Here is a 13,129-nt window from a genome sequence, read left to right on the forward strand (position 1 = left end):
ACGACAAGGAAGCTATTTCTGCACGATGAAATAACCCGAATTCTGTGAGTAGTTAAGCTCTATGCCGAGAATATGACTCCAGCGTTTGACCTCTTGAGCAAAAAAATCACTTTCCTGCAGATATCGAAACGCACTCTGCCAGGTTTTAATAAGATCAGTGCTAGAGTCAGGGCTGAACGCCATATAGCTTTTCGACTCTTTTATTATCCACACCATTTTGATATCAGCCGCCTTATAACCAAGGGACTTTGCAATCACTGGCGCTTCAAGATCTGAGCTTACCCAGTAGTCAACGCGCCCTCTCATCAGCATCTGCAGGCCCTGCGAGTGTTCGGCAAGGTTGAGTACTTTATTGCCTTGTTTTTCTAAAAGTAATGAACGCCAGTCACTGCGCATTGCAGCAATCGGTGTTTGCGAGGATTTGATGAGTTCAGGCTGTGCCGCCTGGTGATCCGCTCGTGTAAATACACCATGCTTGCGGGTAGAAACCGGCCCTATAAAGGTGAAACCTAATGCTTTGCGTTCTTCAGTTTTTCCGGCTGTAAAAATAACGATATCAGGTGTATACAATGCAATTCTATAGGCGCGGCTCCAGGGGTATACTTCTATTGGTTTTGTCCAGCCTAAATGATCACGAACAGCTTTTACGATTTCTGTTGTTGTCCCGGTGAAACTACCGGCATAGCTGTAATTGGTTGGTGGTTCCGATGAGGTAACGAATCTTGGTTCCGGGTGGGAGCGGATCGGCACGGCTAATAAGAACACAATAAATAAAACAACATAGACAGCGCTATAATGTCGTTTTATTTTAGTTAATTTGGCCATTGAAACTACCACCCTAATATTTCCTAATTATCAGATTAATTCAAACTCTCCTCTGTCGGTTGAACTTGCAAATTTAGTAGAATTTAGCATTATCTTTTTATTTGCCAATTCACTTTCTGCCGGCTTCTTTGTTTTCCTGACAGACTCAACAATTAATCTATCTACATCCATATCACTAAAGCGCGGTGTTATTCTGCAAACTTCTTAGCATTTTGTTTGTGATAATTAATTCTTTCTTCAATATTAACGGAGTCATTATAATTGTTGATGGTATTTATCCAGAGTTCACTAAGCTGATTAAACTTTTGCCCTTTTTTAGTAACAGCAATATAGGCAGGTGTCGCTCTCTCCATACTGAAAATCTTTCGGTACTTCACACCTTTCATCGCAGGATTCTCAGCTGCAAATTTCTGTATCATTGAATCAAAACTGGAGTCAGCGGAAAATATATAATCCCGGCGTTTTGCTGCTAACATTTTTAAGGCTTGATCGTGCATACGTACTACACCGCGGCTGGGTTCATCGATGGAATTAATAAAATCATCTATGGTTGTACCAAAGCTGTTACCCCGGGTCATGACCAGCTTGTATTGTTTTAGTTCCTGTAAGCTTTTTACCGGCTGCACCTGTGTATTGTCTTCTACCGTGTAGGCGCTTATCATAGATTTGTTGATAAAGGCCGGGACACTCAGGTAATGAAATTTTATTTCTCGCTCAGGCGTTTTATTTGCCCCTAAAATAATATCTATTTTTCCGCTCTCTACATCTGCCTGACATCTTCGCCAGTTATCTCGGACAACGGCTTCAGCCTTAATATTGTATTTTTTCTGTAGAAGATTCAGTTCTTCAATAAGAATGCCATCGTAGGAATCTCCAGCGGGGTAAATCCATGGAGCCCAGTTATAATAGGCACACCAGGTTAGTTTCTGTTGTGCATGTGCAGTCAGCGGCAGCATGAAACAAACAAGTAAAAATAATATTTTCATAACGTACCTCATACGATTTGCTTTGCTGCGGGCGTACAGAGTGTAATGAATAGGCTGCTTTTGATGACTCGCGGCAAGCGTTGATATAGTCGAATATGATAAAAGTATAGTGTAATTTACTTGATCTGTGTCAAGCAGCGCCTTGTAAAAGGCGTGGCGGTCCAGGTATTACGTTTTGTAGTTAAACAGCAGCGGTCTGACAAAAAAACAAAATTTGAACCGTTGCGGCTGAAGCTGTTTGCGCCCTTCCTCCCGATCACTAAAATGCTCAGGCCTTTAACTCCTGGTGACAACTTTGATGAACTCTATAAACAGTGCTGTTTTAGTGTAATGATTTTAGATATCATCTAGGCAATGTAGAGGAATACTCATCTATCGTACAAAAATCATTCGAATCATGTTGTTACGATACTTGAGTGTTTAATGAAGATTACCAGCCTTCTTTGGATATGAGTTAAGGTAATGAATGTACCTTGAGTTTCCCTGTTCCTGGAAGGCCATTAGAAGTACTTAGGAACAAAAATGGTTAATGTAAGGGCGAGAGTGCCGTTTAAGGTCGGCTCGAAGAGTGATATACCAGCAGATCTGCTTTCTTTTAACGGCCTTGAATCTGGTAAAGAGCATATTGCGGTGATTTTTAAAGAAGCTGATAAGCAGGCGGCAGCCCCGCTGGTGCGCATACACTCAGAGTGTTTAACGGGTGATGTATTTCATTCTTCCCGCTGTGACTGCGGTGAACAGTTAGATGAAACCATTGAAAAAATGGGTCAGCAAGGCGGCATTATCCTGTATTTACGTCAGGAAGGCCGTGGAATTGGCTTGTACAATAAAATTGATGCCTATGAACTGCAGGGCCAGGGCATGAATACCTACGAGGCAAATAATCACCTTGGTTTTGGTGATGATCTGCGTGATTTCACTGAAGCAGCCCTGATGCTCAAGGCTGTCGGCATTGACGAGATCCGTTTGATTACCAATAATCCGAAAAAAGTGCATGATCTTGAAAATTACGGTATTAAAATCGTTGAAGTAGTCGGCACTCAAACTCATGTTAAAGAAGGGAATGAAAGTTATCTGAAAACCAAAGCGAGCCATGGTAAACACCGCTTCAATTTCGACTGATAATTTTCTGAATAGAAGAATGCACTAATAAAATGTGAGTTTAAGTAAATATAAACTCACATTTTTTGTGCACTAAGCGGTGTTACTGCTTTTTCATCTGCATAAAGCTCAGCACTGACAAGAAAGCAAAGAATACCGGGTCGCTCCAGCCAAAACCAACAAAGATACCAGTTAGCCCAGCATAGGTAGTAATAATAACACCCAGGCTGTTCGCGATCGTTAAGGCCAAAAACAGGTTCTTAGCCAGTTTTCCTGCTTCAATCTCCCGCAGCAACAAGCTTACAGCCGCTATTCCGCCAAGAAAAATCGACGTGTGCTGCGACAGAAAATACGCATACTGATCGTTAATTTCCAGCCCGTACATTGGCCACATAAGCGTCGGCACAAAAAATAGTGCCAATGCAAACAGCGTATACACAGTGCCGTGAGCTGTTAAAAATAACCTATTGTTCATCGTCCTGTCCTTAGTGCTCAGCAATTGGTGCATGATTGATATCAGATAGGGTCTTGTTAACGTCAAAAATCAGCCCTCTTACATCTGTGATCCCCATCTTATTTAAGCGAGCGGTATGCATCTCCAGATAAGCCTGTGCACTCACTTCATCTTCAAACAAGTAAACCCCGCCGCCGAGCTGTTTCGATTCATTTTCGGTCCAGATCTTCCAAATCATCCCCGGTTCATTATTGATTGATTCGGCAAGTTCATTGAGCATAGCCGCCATCTTTTCTCCAAACGGACCATTAAAACCAAAATCGACCTGTAGTAATTTCTGCATCTTTCTTCTCCTGTAAATATTCATCTCATTTTTTAACTTTAGAGTAAGGTTGTGAAATATTTTTCAACACATCTCTGGCTTAAGTGCAATAATACCTATAGGAATTGAACATAAAAGTTCATAATATTGCGCATATGTGTGGAGAAATTAGACCAATGAGACTAAAAACGACGCTGGATCAGTGGTTAACCTTGTATGAAATTGATCGCGCCGGAAGTATTCAGGCTGCCGCGGTAAAATTAAATAAAAGCCATACCACGCTTATCTACGCGGTTAAAAGACTGGAAGAGCAGTTAGGCATTTCGCTGGTACAGATAAAAGGCCGCAGAGCGGTACTTAGCGACGATGGAAAATCGCTGCTTCGTCGAGCTGATACAATGCTTGAGCAGGCACGTGAACTTGAAGAAATCAGTACGCAGCTTGCTAAAGGAATCGAGTCGGAAATAACAGTCGCTATCGATCACCTCTGTGACCGCCGCTGGTTATATCAGCCTATGGCTGATTATTTAACACAAAACAGCAGTACTTCCATTCAAGTGGTTGAAACTTCACTGTCTAAAACAACGCAGATGGTGGCCGCTGAACAAGCTGATATTTCAATTATTACCCTGCCGGTTACTAACTACCCATGTGAGGCGTTCGGTATTGTCACTATGCTGCCTGTGGTTTCCAAAAGCCACCCACTTGCAGACAAACAGCCCCTGTGTTCAGCGGACTTTACGACAAGCAGTCAAATCGTTGTAAGAGACCTGGGCTGTGATACAAAGCAGGATGTCGGCTGGCTAAAGTCGCGTCAACGGATTACGGTGGACAATTTTGATCACGCCTGGCAGGCCGTCGAACAGGGAGTCGGTTTTTGCCGTCTGCCGGAGCATTTATTAAAAAGCCGCAGTATGGAGAATATTGTTATTCTAAAAGTAGAAAACGCACAGCAATACCAGGTACCTATGCATCTAACTTTACCAAAAGGCGCAAAAACCGGTCCGGCTGGCAAATGCCTGTATCAGCTGTTATTAGAGAGTAAAAATCACCGGTCTTGATAAGAAAAAGCAGCCGCTGTTTGCCCCATTTCATAAAACCTCCAATCGTACGGATATCTTCCGTAATTAACTGCAGTCTAGTTTTACGCACATAAAGAGCAGCTTGTACGGGCTTGATTTTCGATTTGTGATGAATCTTACATCGTTTAAGTAAGCATGAGGTCTTATTGATCATTACCCTTCAACTGCTATATTTAACAGATAGGCAGGTCATACTGCTGGTTAAAATGCCAGTCGTGAGACCATACTATGGAGAAATTATATGAACATAAAAACACTTTCTTTAGGTCTGTTTTTCAGCGCCTCGACTCTTATGTTTCCACTCAGCGTAAATTCTGAACCTGATAAGACGCCAAAGCTTAGTATCTCGAAAAAACAGGTTATTGAACATTGGACGCTCGAGAGAAGACATCAAGCCATCCCCAGAGATTTGGTCGTGGATCATTCCGGAAACGCTTTTTTGAAAGGCCGTAACGGGCAGCTTACCCCCTATGGATTATCTAAGGACCATCCCGAGTATAATCGCAAGCCTGGCTCAGGTGCAAAAGATACTACGCCTCCATCCATTACTGACATGAGCCCCGCTGACGGGACAACCATTGGAGAGTCATACACTTTTAGTGCGGTTATTACCGATGACAGCGGTGTCCGCTCAGCGAAGGTGATAATTCGCTACCCAAACGGCACTCAAACCCAATCCTTTTCAGCCAGCCGGACCTCCGGCAATACATGGTCAGTCAGCCTAAGCGGTTTTACCACAGGTAACTGGAGCTGGCGAATAGAAGCGAAAGACGGCAGCTCAGGAAAAGGCCTTACAGCAACATCGGCTGAACTGGATTTTATCGTCGATAGCGGGGGAAATCCTATTGACCCGGAAACTGGCGACACCGTGACAAATGCAGCATGGAACAATGGCGGAGCAATCCAGAATGCAGCCGGGAGACTTTACTTCGAAATGCCGACCAACCGTCGTATGCGCAAGTGGAGCGGCTATGTCTGTTCAGGAACAGTAAGCAACGATGACGGCGTCACTGGCCGCTCTATCATTATCACTGCTGCTCACTGTGTTTACGACGATGCCAATAAAGCCTTCGCACGCAACGTGCTTTTTATCCCTAATCAAGGTCAAACCACCGGAGCCGGTACTGATTTAAACTGCAGCAACGATCCTGTCGGCTGCTGGGTACCTAGTTTCGGGGTTGTTGATGACGACTGGACCTCGCGGACTTTTCCGGACAATATACCTTGGGATTATGCATTCTACGTGGTTGAAGACAGCGGTTCTCATCTAGGGGCACCTGCTGGAACGGATGTACTTGATCAGGCTGTAAGCGGCTTTAATATCTCTTTTGACTACCCTGTCTATGGGGATTTTACTCATGCATTCGGTTACTCATACAGTGAAGATCCTAACTTCATGTATTGTGCTGAGGATCTTACCACCGAGGGAAGTGACAACTGGTGGCTAGCAAGCTGCGGCTTATCAGGCGGATCTTCAGGCGGGCCATGGATTCAGCCAATGGACGAAACAAACGGCACCGGCCCAATCATGTCGGTCAACTCCTGGGGTTATACAACTTCACCTGGAATGGCTGGACCAATATTGTTTGATACCTCTGCAGAATGTGTTTTTCAGGCGGCTAAAACAGCAGCCGGGCCAAGTTCAAGCAGTGATGGTGATGCAGGAGTTGCACCGCTTTGCCCATAAAATTACGGGCTGTTTATTTGTCACAAATATCATACATAACGGCTGCAGAGCGCAGCCGTTTTTTGTATTGAAGTATGTGTATAGTTAAGAAATCGTATATTCATAGAAAGTTACCCCATTGCCACCTTCTTCATTAGAAATAAAACCAACCTTTTCCAGTAACTTGACTGACGCTGTGTTTTCACTATCAACACCGCCAACCAGCTTCTTAATTAACTGTTCTGCATGACAACATTCAATTAGACCCAGTAACAATTCACTTGCATAACCACGATGCCAGAAATTTTCTCCCAGCAAATACCCCAGATGAGCTGTAGAATTATCGGATTCATAGAGAAAGACAAAACCAATGACAGTACTGGAATCTTTGAGATTTACGACATATAAATGGCTTTCACAAAGCATTTTAGTAAGCCAGATATCTGCTTTTGATTCAGTGTTAATACCGTGGAAATACGGCGGCAATGACTCAACTACAGAGGGAGAAAATAAATCGACAATTGAAGACAGCAGCTCAGACTTTGATGACTCAGTTTGCAGATAACCAGCTGGATTGGAAATCTCGAGTCTAGCTGTTGTAAACGCTAATGATTTCAACTTTGAGTTATTAATCATATTGTTACATGCCTACCATATTATTTGAATTTTTGTACCGACATTGACTAATTCCATAAACTCATCCATTTCAGAGTTTGTCAGTGCAATGCATCCGTTGGTCCAGTTAAACTGCTGAGTAATTGCAGAAAACCAGCTAAGCCAGTTCCGTTGACCGTGAATCATGATAAACCCACCAGCAGAAACACCATTGGCCTTGGCATTTTCAAGATCCTGACGGTTAGGATAAGAAATATGCATTGCTCTATAAAAAGATGAGTTTTCTTTTTTATAGTCTAATACGTAAGTCCCTTGCGGCGTTTTTTCATCGCCTTCCTGCTGCTTGTGCCCCTTTGGATTCGCACCAAAAGCAACATGGTACTCTTTGATAACTTTACCATTATCAAGTAAGTACATTTTATTTTCAGATTTCTGGACTTTGACCAGATCGATACCTGCAAAAGAACAATTAGTGAAAAGCAGCAATATTAGAAAAACAGATCTCATAATATCCATGATATTTAGGAAAATTACAGAACAAAATACGGTTCATTTTCAACTGCATTTAAACATTCCTGCATTGAAAACTCTTTATGTAACTCGCACCATTTACCGTTGTAACGCATATAAGATACATTAAATTTTTCATCGCCTACATATACCATTCTTGCAAATTTGATTTCAAAACTGGGAGAAATAGCATTTTCTCCCGGGCTATTGTAGATTGCGCAAAAATAAAAAGAATTTCCATACCATTTTGAATAAATATCCGCCAGATAGTTGGAACTACAGTCTATCGATAGAGGCTTAACATTTTTGGGTTTAAGAGTTTGCTTAATTAAATTAGAGGCTTCTTTATCAAGCTTGCTTTTAATTAAACTAGTTACTTTGGGCCTTACGCTTGTTGAATTCATCCACTTTTTCATTTCTAATACTGCTTAATTATTTTGTATCGGACGGAGTAAACGGCATTAATAACTAACCATACTTATTAACCAATAAAGTAGCCGAATTGATAACTGCTCGACGTAATGTCGGCAGCGCTACGAAAAACAAACCACATCAAAGATTCTCTCATTTGTATTTGTTGAACGCTCTTCACTGAGATAACCAATATATTCATCACATATGATGCCTTTTCCTTGGTTTTCTTCAACCATGTAAATCCGAAAATATGACAAAGCAGAAATCTCTGCCAGCCACTTAATCTCAAAAGGCTCATTTACTCTAAATGCTGAACCTATTCCGAACCAACATAAAACAGGTGGTTTCAGTATCATAGTATTATTCACAAGATAACTTTGAACGTCTGTAATATCATCAAAATCGGTATGTATCATCGACTTAGTAGAAAGAAACTGATGGCACGCAAAATCCTCTCCGGGTAAAACAGGAAATACAGAAAAGAAATCAAAACTGCTTACACATTCTGCTTGTTCAATTTTGTCAACCCAAGTAAGCGGCAGCAGCTTTAACAGTTGTTCCCGCTCCTTACGTTCCTTGTTTTCTTGAAGCTTTATCTGCAAACGAGAAGGCATGATTTACTCCTTTTGGCGAGCCCCTGGAATGAAAAAATCGAGGCCTACATCCTATGCATTAAAAATCAACAACATACAACCGATAGATTTGAGTGTTACTTTTTACATCGAGCTCACTTATTTCCGGTGAGTATGAATATTTGATATTCAGCATCTGCTCTTACCGCAGTACATGCTGATGAAATATTAAGGTTCTTAAACCCGGCTTTCTTTGCTGTATCTAAAAACATCTCTCTATCAAAACCAAAATGGAAAATTCCTGTGTCTTCCGTATGAAAGCTTCCATCCTCGATATCTAAATCGGCAATTGCTATAACACCATTATCATTCAACATCGTATGAAAATTGTTAAACATTTTTTGTATGTCTTCAATATGATGCATTGTCATTGATGAGATGATTCCATCAAATTTTTGATCTAATCTGGCTTTCGCTAAATCTATTTCTAGTATTTCAAGCTCACATCCTAAATTATCTCTTTTATCATCCAGCATTTTGTTCATAGAGCTTGATATATCTATAGCTGTAATTCTATCAACAAATGGGGCTATTTTTTCTAACAGCAAACCCGTTCCGGAGCCAAAATCCATTATCTGCATAGTTTTATCAAGTTTTAAGACTTTCAAAACAGCCTTTGCAATATTTCCTACGGTATTAACCCTATTCTTATCTTGTTCATAATTTTCTGCTTTATGCTGAAAGTAGTCCTTTTTCATATGCTGTTCCTAAGCTTAATTTGGTTCGTTATCTTTGTGTACGATGAAGACCATAAACTGCATGATCAATAATACGTCCATTCAGGTTTTCCGAGTTGGTAATAATGCCCTCCAGCGTCATTCCTAGACGCTCACAGACAGCTCGGCTAGCCAGGTTTTCGCTAGCCGCTGATATTTCAACCTTATGCATATTTAGGTCATTAAATGCGATGTCGATAAGCTTTTTACACACCCGGGTCATAATCCCCTTTCCCTGAGCCGACTCTGCCAGCCAATAACCAATCTCAACTTTTTTCAAGTTATGGTTAATTGTATTGAAACTTACATTACCAACGAGTTTTTTATTGAACCATACTGCACAGACCATTGACTTACCGTCTGCGTAATCATGGAGAGATTTTTGAATAAACGAAACAAAGTCCTGTTCACTTTTACAGTGCGGCGGCCATGCCAGCCACTGCTCAAGAGCACTGTAATTTTCTTCAGCTAATTCAACATACAGCGGTGCAAAAGATTTTTGAACTAATGCCAGTTTAATTTCATTATCAACTGTTGAGCTAAACAAAAACTTCTCCTTTAAAAAATGGAATACAGATATCACAGATATCACAGATATCACAGATATCACAGATATCACAGATATCACAGATATACTTATCTGGATCCTCTGCTGGATTGTTATGGTAGAGTTCATAACATGATTTGTCATCACATTCGTATCCGCCGGTGCAAAAACATGCAGAGGTTTCTTCCCATGCCTGCAGGATATTGTCAGTAATGACCTCAAAATGACAGATAGCAGTCAAATCACATTTAATCACCCGCAGATTGATAAAGCGGCCTGTGCAGCACCAGCCGACATCCTTCATAACTTTTTAAAAACGCCCTTTTGATGATCTTGATTTGATTATAATTATTTCAACTTGACTTATAATTCATAATCACTACTCTGGTGCTGTTAATAAATTGTTAACACGTCCGTATTTCTTATAGAAAGACGGAATTCTAAATAGTGACAAGGAGAAAATCGATGCCTACAAAATCTGCCGACAGCTGCAATACGCTAGAAAATTCGAATAACATCAGTAATGGTAATGAACCCGTTCCTGCAAGTACATTTGTTGCTCTGGGAAAATCCGTAGATCTCAATACCAGAAGAGTCTATGACCCAACGGTATTCATTGATGATGAAGCTAAATTAAAAAAAATCATAAGCCGTGTCACTGCCGGAATATCAACCGCAGAGTTTAAATGGAGCAGTAACATAGAAGAAATAAAGGAAAATCTAAAGTCAGATGTCAATGCTGACTTTTCCTACGGCGTGGTAGAAGTTAACGGCGGGGTCAGTTATAACACCAGTAACGCCAGTGTAGGTCTTACTAAAACATTGTTCGCAACCAGTTCAACAATTGTTTATAACGATTATATCAGTAATCCTGATAGTAATTTCATCACTGATGCGGCTAAAAGTACGGCTTATGAAGATATTGAAGTTTTTTATAAAAAATACGGTAACGGATATGTCTCTTCTATCGATTTAGGAGCAAAAATCATAGCCAAAGTTGAATTGAAATTTAACAGTACCTCTACCGCTGAAAAGTTCTCATCACATTTAGATGTCGGCATAACGGGAGGACAGATTGCAGGCGGAGTTAAATCTAAGCTCGAGCAGGAGAAATCATGCGCCAATGCCAAAGTTGATATCAGTTTAAGTTTCATGCAGATCGGCGGTAATTTTACACATGGCGTCAAACACTTAATTGACAGACTTCTACAGGAAGAGCCGGGAATGCAGCAGACTGGTGATACTGCACTGTCTCTGTCTAACAAAGAACTGACAGAATCTATTACTTTATTTAATAAGATACAAAATGCGGTTCTGGAGTCAATTAAGAACTTAGGTCCGGGCCTGTTAGAGCCTAATGCGGTACTGGGTGCGGTAAATTATCGTGCTGCTGAATATAGCAGCGATATGATAGAAGAAGCCAAGACCACCACACTTGATATTAGATTTGTAAGAGAAGTGAACAACTGGTACACAGATATTTGCGGCAAAATAAACATAATGACCGGACTTCACAGCACATGCAGTCATAACGTTGATAACTCAACACGCACCCTGCTGCCGGCATTTACTGCAATGAGAAATCTGACCCGGCCAACTGATATAACCAATTTACAGATCGGGATATATTCAGGTGTTCTGAATATACTGCGAAGCACCAGTGAAGCTGCGGCTAGAACAAAATTTAACAGCCTAAAAAATGCGGTTGCAGTCGGCTCTGAATATGCTGGAAAACCTATGGTGATTGGAACATCACCATTAGGCCCGGCTTTAGAATATATTGAGAAAATCCGTGCGAACAGCTGGATATATACCAGCGGACCTAATGCTATGGGAGCCATTGAGGGAAAAGCAGTCGCTTTACTCTCGGCACAAGGTGATCATAAATCTGAACTGTACCACTACGACAGAGCCAGCAGCTGGCAGGATCTCAGTATTGCAGAGGCTAGTACATTAATCAGTTCAGCTAAAGGTTTCTGGACCGGCTACGGTGAATCAAATCGACGTTCACGTTTCCATGCTCCCTGGAATTTACCCGAGAGGCTTGCAGCTGCGCAATACAACGGCTACAGCAGTGAACTGGTAGATGATGATCAAGGACGTTACAGCGCATCCCTGCAGGGCACAATGACAGTCGGCGTTTTTGATTTTCAGGGACCGGTGAACCGGAATCTTTGTGCCACAACCAGTTCAATATTATGGATGACTGAGAACGGTATCACCTGTCATAACAATGATGGTTCTCAATGGTCGCGTACCTGGCCGTGGGTACAGAACTGTACTGGATTAATAACCCATGGGACATATGTAGACTGGCGCACAGGAGCAGGTGCACAACTCTATTATCCTAGGTGGACCTGGGATAATGTAAATGAATCCGTGGGAGTAGATGTTCCTGCCGGAGCAATTCGGGATGCAAGCAGTCTGGGTCTTACAATTACTCCTACAGAAGTATGGGCTACGATGTTTTCAACTAAAGTGAGCATTGATGCATTATCAATAGAAACTGAAAGCCGGCCTTTACAAGATATACGGCTTTTGACCAATCCCGGAAGCAATATCGCCGAAAACACCCACAGATTTATGGAGATATCAAAAATATGGGATAACAAAGGGAGAATAATTGTTGTTAAATAATCATTTAACGCTCGATTCATAACACAAGAAACCCGCCGTAACAGGGCGGGTTTTGACTGTAATTAGTGAAGCAACTGGATGAGGCGTTGAGGCATTCAGCTTGTGCTGCAGCGCAGGGAATGTCCGGTGCAGCGTTTTATGCGCCCCTTTTACAGTTCATATTCTTTGGCAATAAATGCCGTTGACTTAGCATGATCTATAAAATTACCTTCATCTTTCAGCAGTACTGCACTTATTTCCTGCCCTTCTGATGAGCTCATTGCTTCCATAAGCTCCTGTTCCGATTCAAACCAGACTTCTGCAACACCATCGTATGCCTGCATCATTCCCCTTGACTCTCGAATGCCCTCATTAAGTGGTGTAGCAATTGTGTGAGACTGGATATACTTTTTCGCTCTATAAGTATCGGCAAACTTCTGGAACAAGGGCCCATGACTGTTAAGCCAGTAATCCTGAAACTCTTCTCGAGTCATTTCTGCATGGCGGGTACAACACATGATAAATTTGATCATTTTATTTTCCTTATTACGTCTGATCTAAGCGCCGACGAGTAACTATTAATTATGGATATACAGATTTCATCTATCTGCAAACTTCAATTAAAGTTTACTTGTTCCTAAAA

The 13,129-nt window shown here is 41.5% G+C and carries 16 protein-coding genes; 4 read left to right on the forward strand and 12 right to left on the reverse strand.

The features are described from left to right. Nucleotides 1–12: 12 nt before the first annotated feature. Both G337_RS0121210 and G337_RS0121220 read right to left on the reverse strand, forming a co-directional pair. Nucleotides 13–825, reverse strand: a complete 813-nt coding sequence (locus tag G337_RS0121210; RefSeq protein ID WP_028865624.1) for a substrate-binding periplasmic protein — start codon at nt 823–825, stop codon at nt 13–15. Nucleotides 826–1,013: 188 nt separating this feature from the next. Next, on the reverse strand, nt 1,014–1,811 hold the full coding sequence (locus G337_RS0121220) for a substrate-binding periplasmic protein (protein ID WP_028865625.1): 798 nt from the start codon (nt 1,809–1,811) through the stop codon (nt 1,014–1,016). Between the two features lie 522 nt (nt 1,812–2,333). On the opposite strand from G337_RS0121220, the gene G337_RS0121230 reads away from it, so the two are divergent. Continuing rightward, on the forward strand, nt 2,334–2,933 hold the full coding sequence (locus G337_RS0121230) for a GTP cyclohydrolase II (RefSeq protein ID WP_028865627.1): 600 nt from the start codon (nt 2,334–2,336) through the stop codon (nt 2,931–2,933). Between the two features lie 82 nt (nt 2,934–3,015). Here the strand turns inward: G337_RS0121230 and G337_RS0121235 are convergent, their stop codons facing one another. Beyond that, on the reverse strand, nt 3,016–3,387 hold the full coding sequence (locus G337_RS0121235; RefSeq protein ID WP_028865628.1) for a hypothetical protein: 372 nt from the start codon (nt 3,385–3,387) through the stop codon (nt 3,016–3,018). Nucleotides 3,388–3,397: 10 nt separating this feature from the next. Further along, on the reverse strand, nt 3,398–3,709 hold the full coding sequence (locus G337_RS0121240) for a monooxygenase (RefSeq protein WP_028865629.1): 312 nt from the start codon (nt 3,707–3,709) through the stop codon (nt 3,398–3,400). Nucleotides 3,710–3,864: 155 nt separating this feature from the next. Here G337_RS0121240 and G337_RS0121245 point away from each other — a divergent pair, with 155 nt between their 5' ends. Beyond that, the gene (locus tag G337_RS0121245; RefSeq protein ID WP_028865630.1) at nt 3,865–4,749 is read left to right on the forward strand and encodes a LysR family transcriptional regulator; all 885 of its coding nucleotides are present in this window, start codon (nt 3,865–3,867) and stop codon (nt 4,747–4,749) included. 262 nt (nt 4,750–5,011) lie between these two features. After that, nucleotides 5,012–6,457: a trypsin-like serine peptidase gene (locus G337_RS0121250; RefSeq protein WP_028865631.1), complete on the forward strand. Its 1,446-nt coding sequence runs from the start codon at nt 5,012–5,014 to the stop codon at nt 6,455–6,457. A gap of 84 nt (nt 6,458–6,541) precedes the next feature. Here the strand turns inward: G337_RS0121250 and G337_RS0121255 are convergent, their stop codons facing one another. From G337_RS0121255 to G337_RS0121285, 7 genes are all read right to left on the reverse strand, one after another. Beyond that, nucleotides 6,542–7,072, reverse strand: a complete 531-nt coding sequence (locus G337_RS0121255; RefSeq protein WP_028865632.1) for a GNAT family N-acetyltransferase — start codon at nt 7,070–7,072, stop codon at nt 6,542–6,544. 12 nt (nt 7,073–7,084) lie between these two features. Then, nucleotides 7,085–7,558: a L,D-transpeptidase family protein gene (locus G337_RS0121260; RefSeq protein WP_028865633.1), complete on the reverse strand. Its 474-nt coding sequence runs from the start codon at nt 7,556–7,558 to the stop codon at nt 7,085–7,087. Nucleotides 7,559–7,581: 23 nt separating this feature from the next. Continuing rightward, a complete protein-coding gene (locus tag G337_RS0121265; RefSeq protein ID WP_028865634.1) occupies nt 7,582–7,977 on the reverse strand; it encodes a DUF3024 domain-containing protein in 396 nt (131 codons plus the stop codon). Between the two features lie 117 nt (nt 7,978–8,094). Next, nucleotides 8,095–8,589 (reverse strand): hypothetical protein, encoded by a 495-nt coding sequence (locus tag G337_RS0121270; protein WP_028865635.1) that lies wholly within the window; start codon nt 8,587–8,589, stop codon nt 8,095–8,097. A gap of 113 nt (nt 8,590–8,702) precedes the next feature. Then, a complete protein-coding gene (locus G337_RS0121275; protein ID WP_028865636.1) occupies nt 8,703–9,305 on the reverse strand; it encodes a class I SAM-dependent DNA methyltransferase in 603 nt (200 codons plus the stop codon). A gap of 28 nt (nt 9,306–9,333) precedes the next feature. Then, nucleotides 9,334–9,870, reverse strand: a complete 537-nt coding sequence (locus G337_RS0121280) for a GNAT family N-acetyltransferase (RefSeq protein ID WP_028865637.1) — start codon at nt 9,868–9,870, stop codon at nt 9,334–9,336. Next, nucleotides 9,863–10,174, reverse strand: coding sequence for a hypothetical protein (locus G337_RS0121285; RefSeq protein WP_028865638.1), 312 nt, complete (start codon nt 10,172–10,174; stop codon nt 9,863–9,865). The genes G337_RS0121280 and G337_RS0121285 overlap by 8 nt, the downstream gene beginning before the upstream one ends. A 161-nt stretch (nt 10,175–10,335) precedes the next feature. Here G337_RS0121285 and G337_RS0121290 point away from each other — a divergent pair, with 161 nt between their 5' ends. Continuing rightward, nucleotides 10,336–12,507 carry a hypothetical protein gene (locus tag G337_RS0121290; protein ID WP_028865639.1) on the forward strand — a complete coding sequence of 724 codons (2,172 nt, stop codon included), beginning with the start codon at nt 10,336–10,338 and terminating at the stop codon, nt 12,505–12,507. A 149-nt stretch (nt 12,508–12,656) separates the two neighbouring features. Here the strand turns inward: G337_RS0121290 and G337_RS0121295 are convergent, their stop codons facing one another. Then, nucleotides 12,657–13,019: an EthD domain-containing protein gene (locus tag G337_RS0121295; protein ID WP_028865640.1), complete on the reverse strand. Its 363-nt coding sequence runs from the start codon at nt 13,017–13,019 to the stop codon at nt 12,657–12,659. Nucleotides 13,020–13,129 lie beyond the last annotated feature (110 nt).

The sequence above is a fragment of the Psychromonas aquimarina ATCC BAA-1526 genome (assembly GCF_000428725.1).
Lineage (GTDB): Bacteria > Pseudomonadota > Gammaproteobacteria > Enterobacterales > Psychromonadaceae > Psychromonas > Psychromonas aquimarina.

Coding starts and splice junctions, on each gene's coding strand:
- G337_RS0121210 (WP_028865624.1), bottom strand. CDS start 825: ATGGCCAAATTAACTAAAATAAAACGACATTATAGCGCTGTCTATGTT.
- G337_RS0121220 (WP_028865625.1), bottom strand. CDS start 1,811: ATGAAAATATTATTTTTACTTGTTTGTTTCATGCTGCCGCTGACTGCA.
- G337_RS0121230 (WP_028865627.1), top strand. CDS start 2,334: ATGGTTAATGTAAGGGCGAGAGTGCCGTTTAAGGTCGGCTCGAAGAGT.
- G337_RS0121235 (WP_028865628.1), bottom strand. CDS start 3,387: ATGAACAATAGGTTATTTTTAACAGCTCACGGCACTGTGTATACGCTG.
- G337_RS0121240 (WP_028865629.1), bottom strand. CDS start 3,709: ATGCAGAAATTACTACAGGTCGATTTTGGTTTTAATGGTCCGTTTGGA.
- G337_RS0121245 (WP_028865630.1), top strand. CDS start 3,865: ATGAGACTAAAAACGACGCTGGATCAGTGGTTAACCTTGTATGAAATT.
- G337_RS0121250 (WP_028865631.1), top strand. CDS start 5,012: ATGAACATAAAAACACTTTCTTTAGGTCTGTTTTTCAGCGCCTCGACT.
- G337_RS0121255 (WP_028865632.1), bottom strand. CDS start 7,072: ATGATTAATAACTCAAAGTTGAAATCATTAGCGTTTACAACAGCTAGA.
- G337_RS0121260 (WP_028865633.1), bottom strand. CDS start 7,558: ATGAGATCTGTTTTTCTAATATTGCTGCTTTTCACTAATTGTTCTTTT.
- G337_RS0121265 (WP_028865634.1), bottom strand. CDS start 7,977: ATGAAAAAGTGGATGAATTCAACAAGCGTAAGGCCCAAAGTAACTAGT.
- G337_RS0121270 (WP_028865635.1), bottom strand. CDS start 8,589: ATGCCTTCTCGTTTGCAGATAAAGCTTCAAGAAAACAAGGAACGTAAG.
- G337_RS0121275 (WP_028865636.1), bottom strand. CDS start 9,305: ATGAAAAAGGACTACTTTCAGCATAAAGCAGAAAATTATGAACAAGAT.
- G337_RS0121285 (WP_028865638.1), bottom strand. CDS start 10,174: ATGAAGGATGTCGGCTGGTGCTGCACAGGCCGCTTTATCAATCTGCGG.
- G337_RS0121290 (WP_028865639.1), top strand. CDS start 10,336: ATGCCTACAAAATCTGCCGACAGCTGCAATACGCTAGAAAATTCGAAT.
- G337_RS0121295 (WP_028865640.1), bottom strand. CDS start 13,019: ATGATCAAATTTATCATGTGTTGTACCCGCCATGCAGAAATGACTCGA.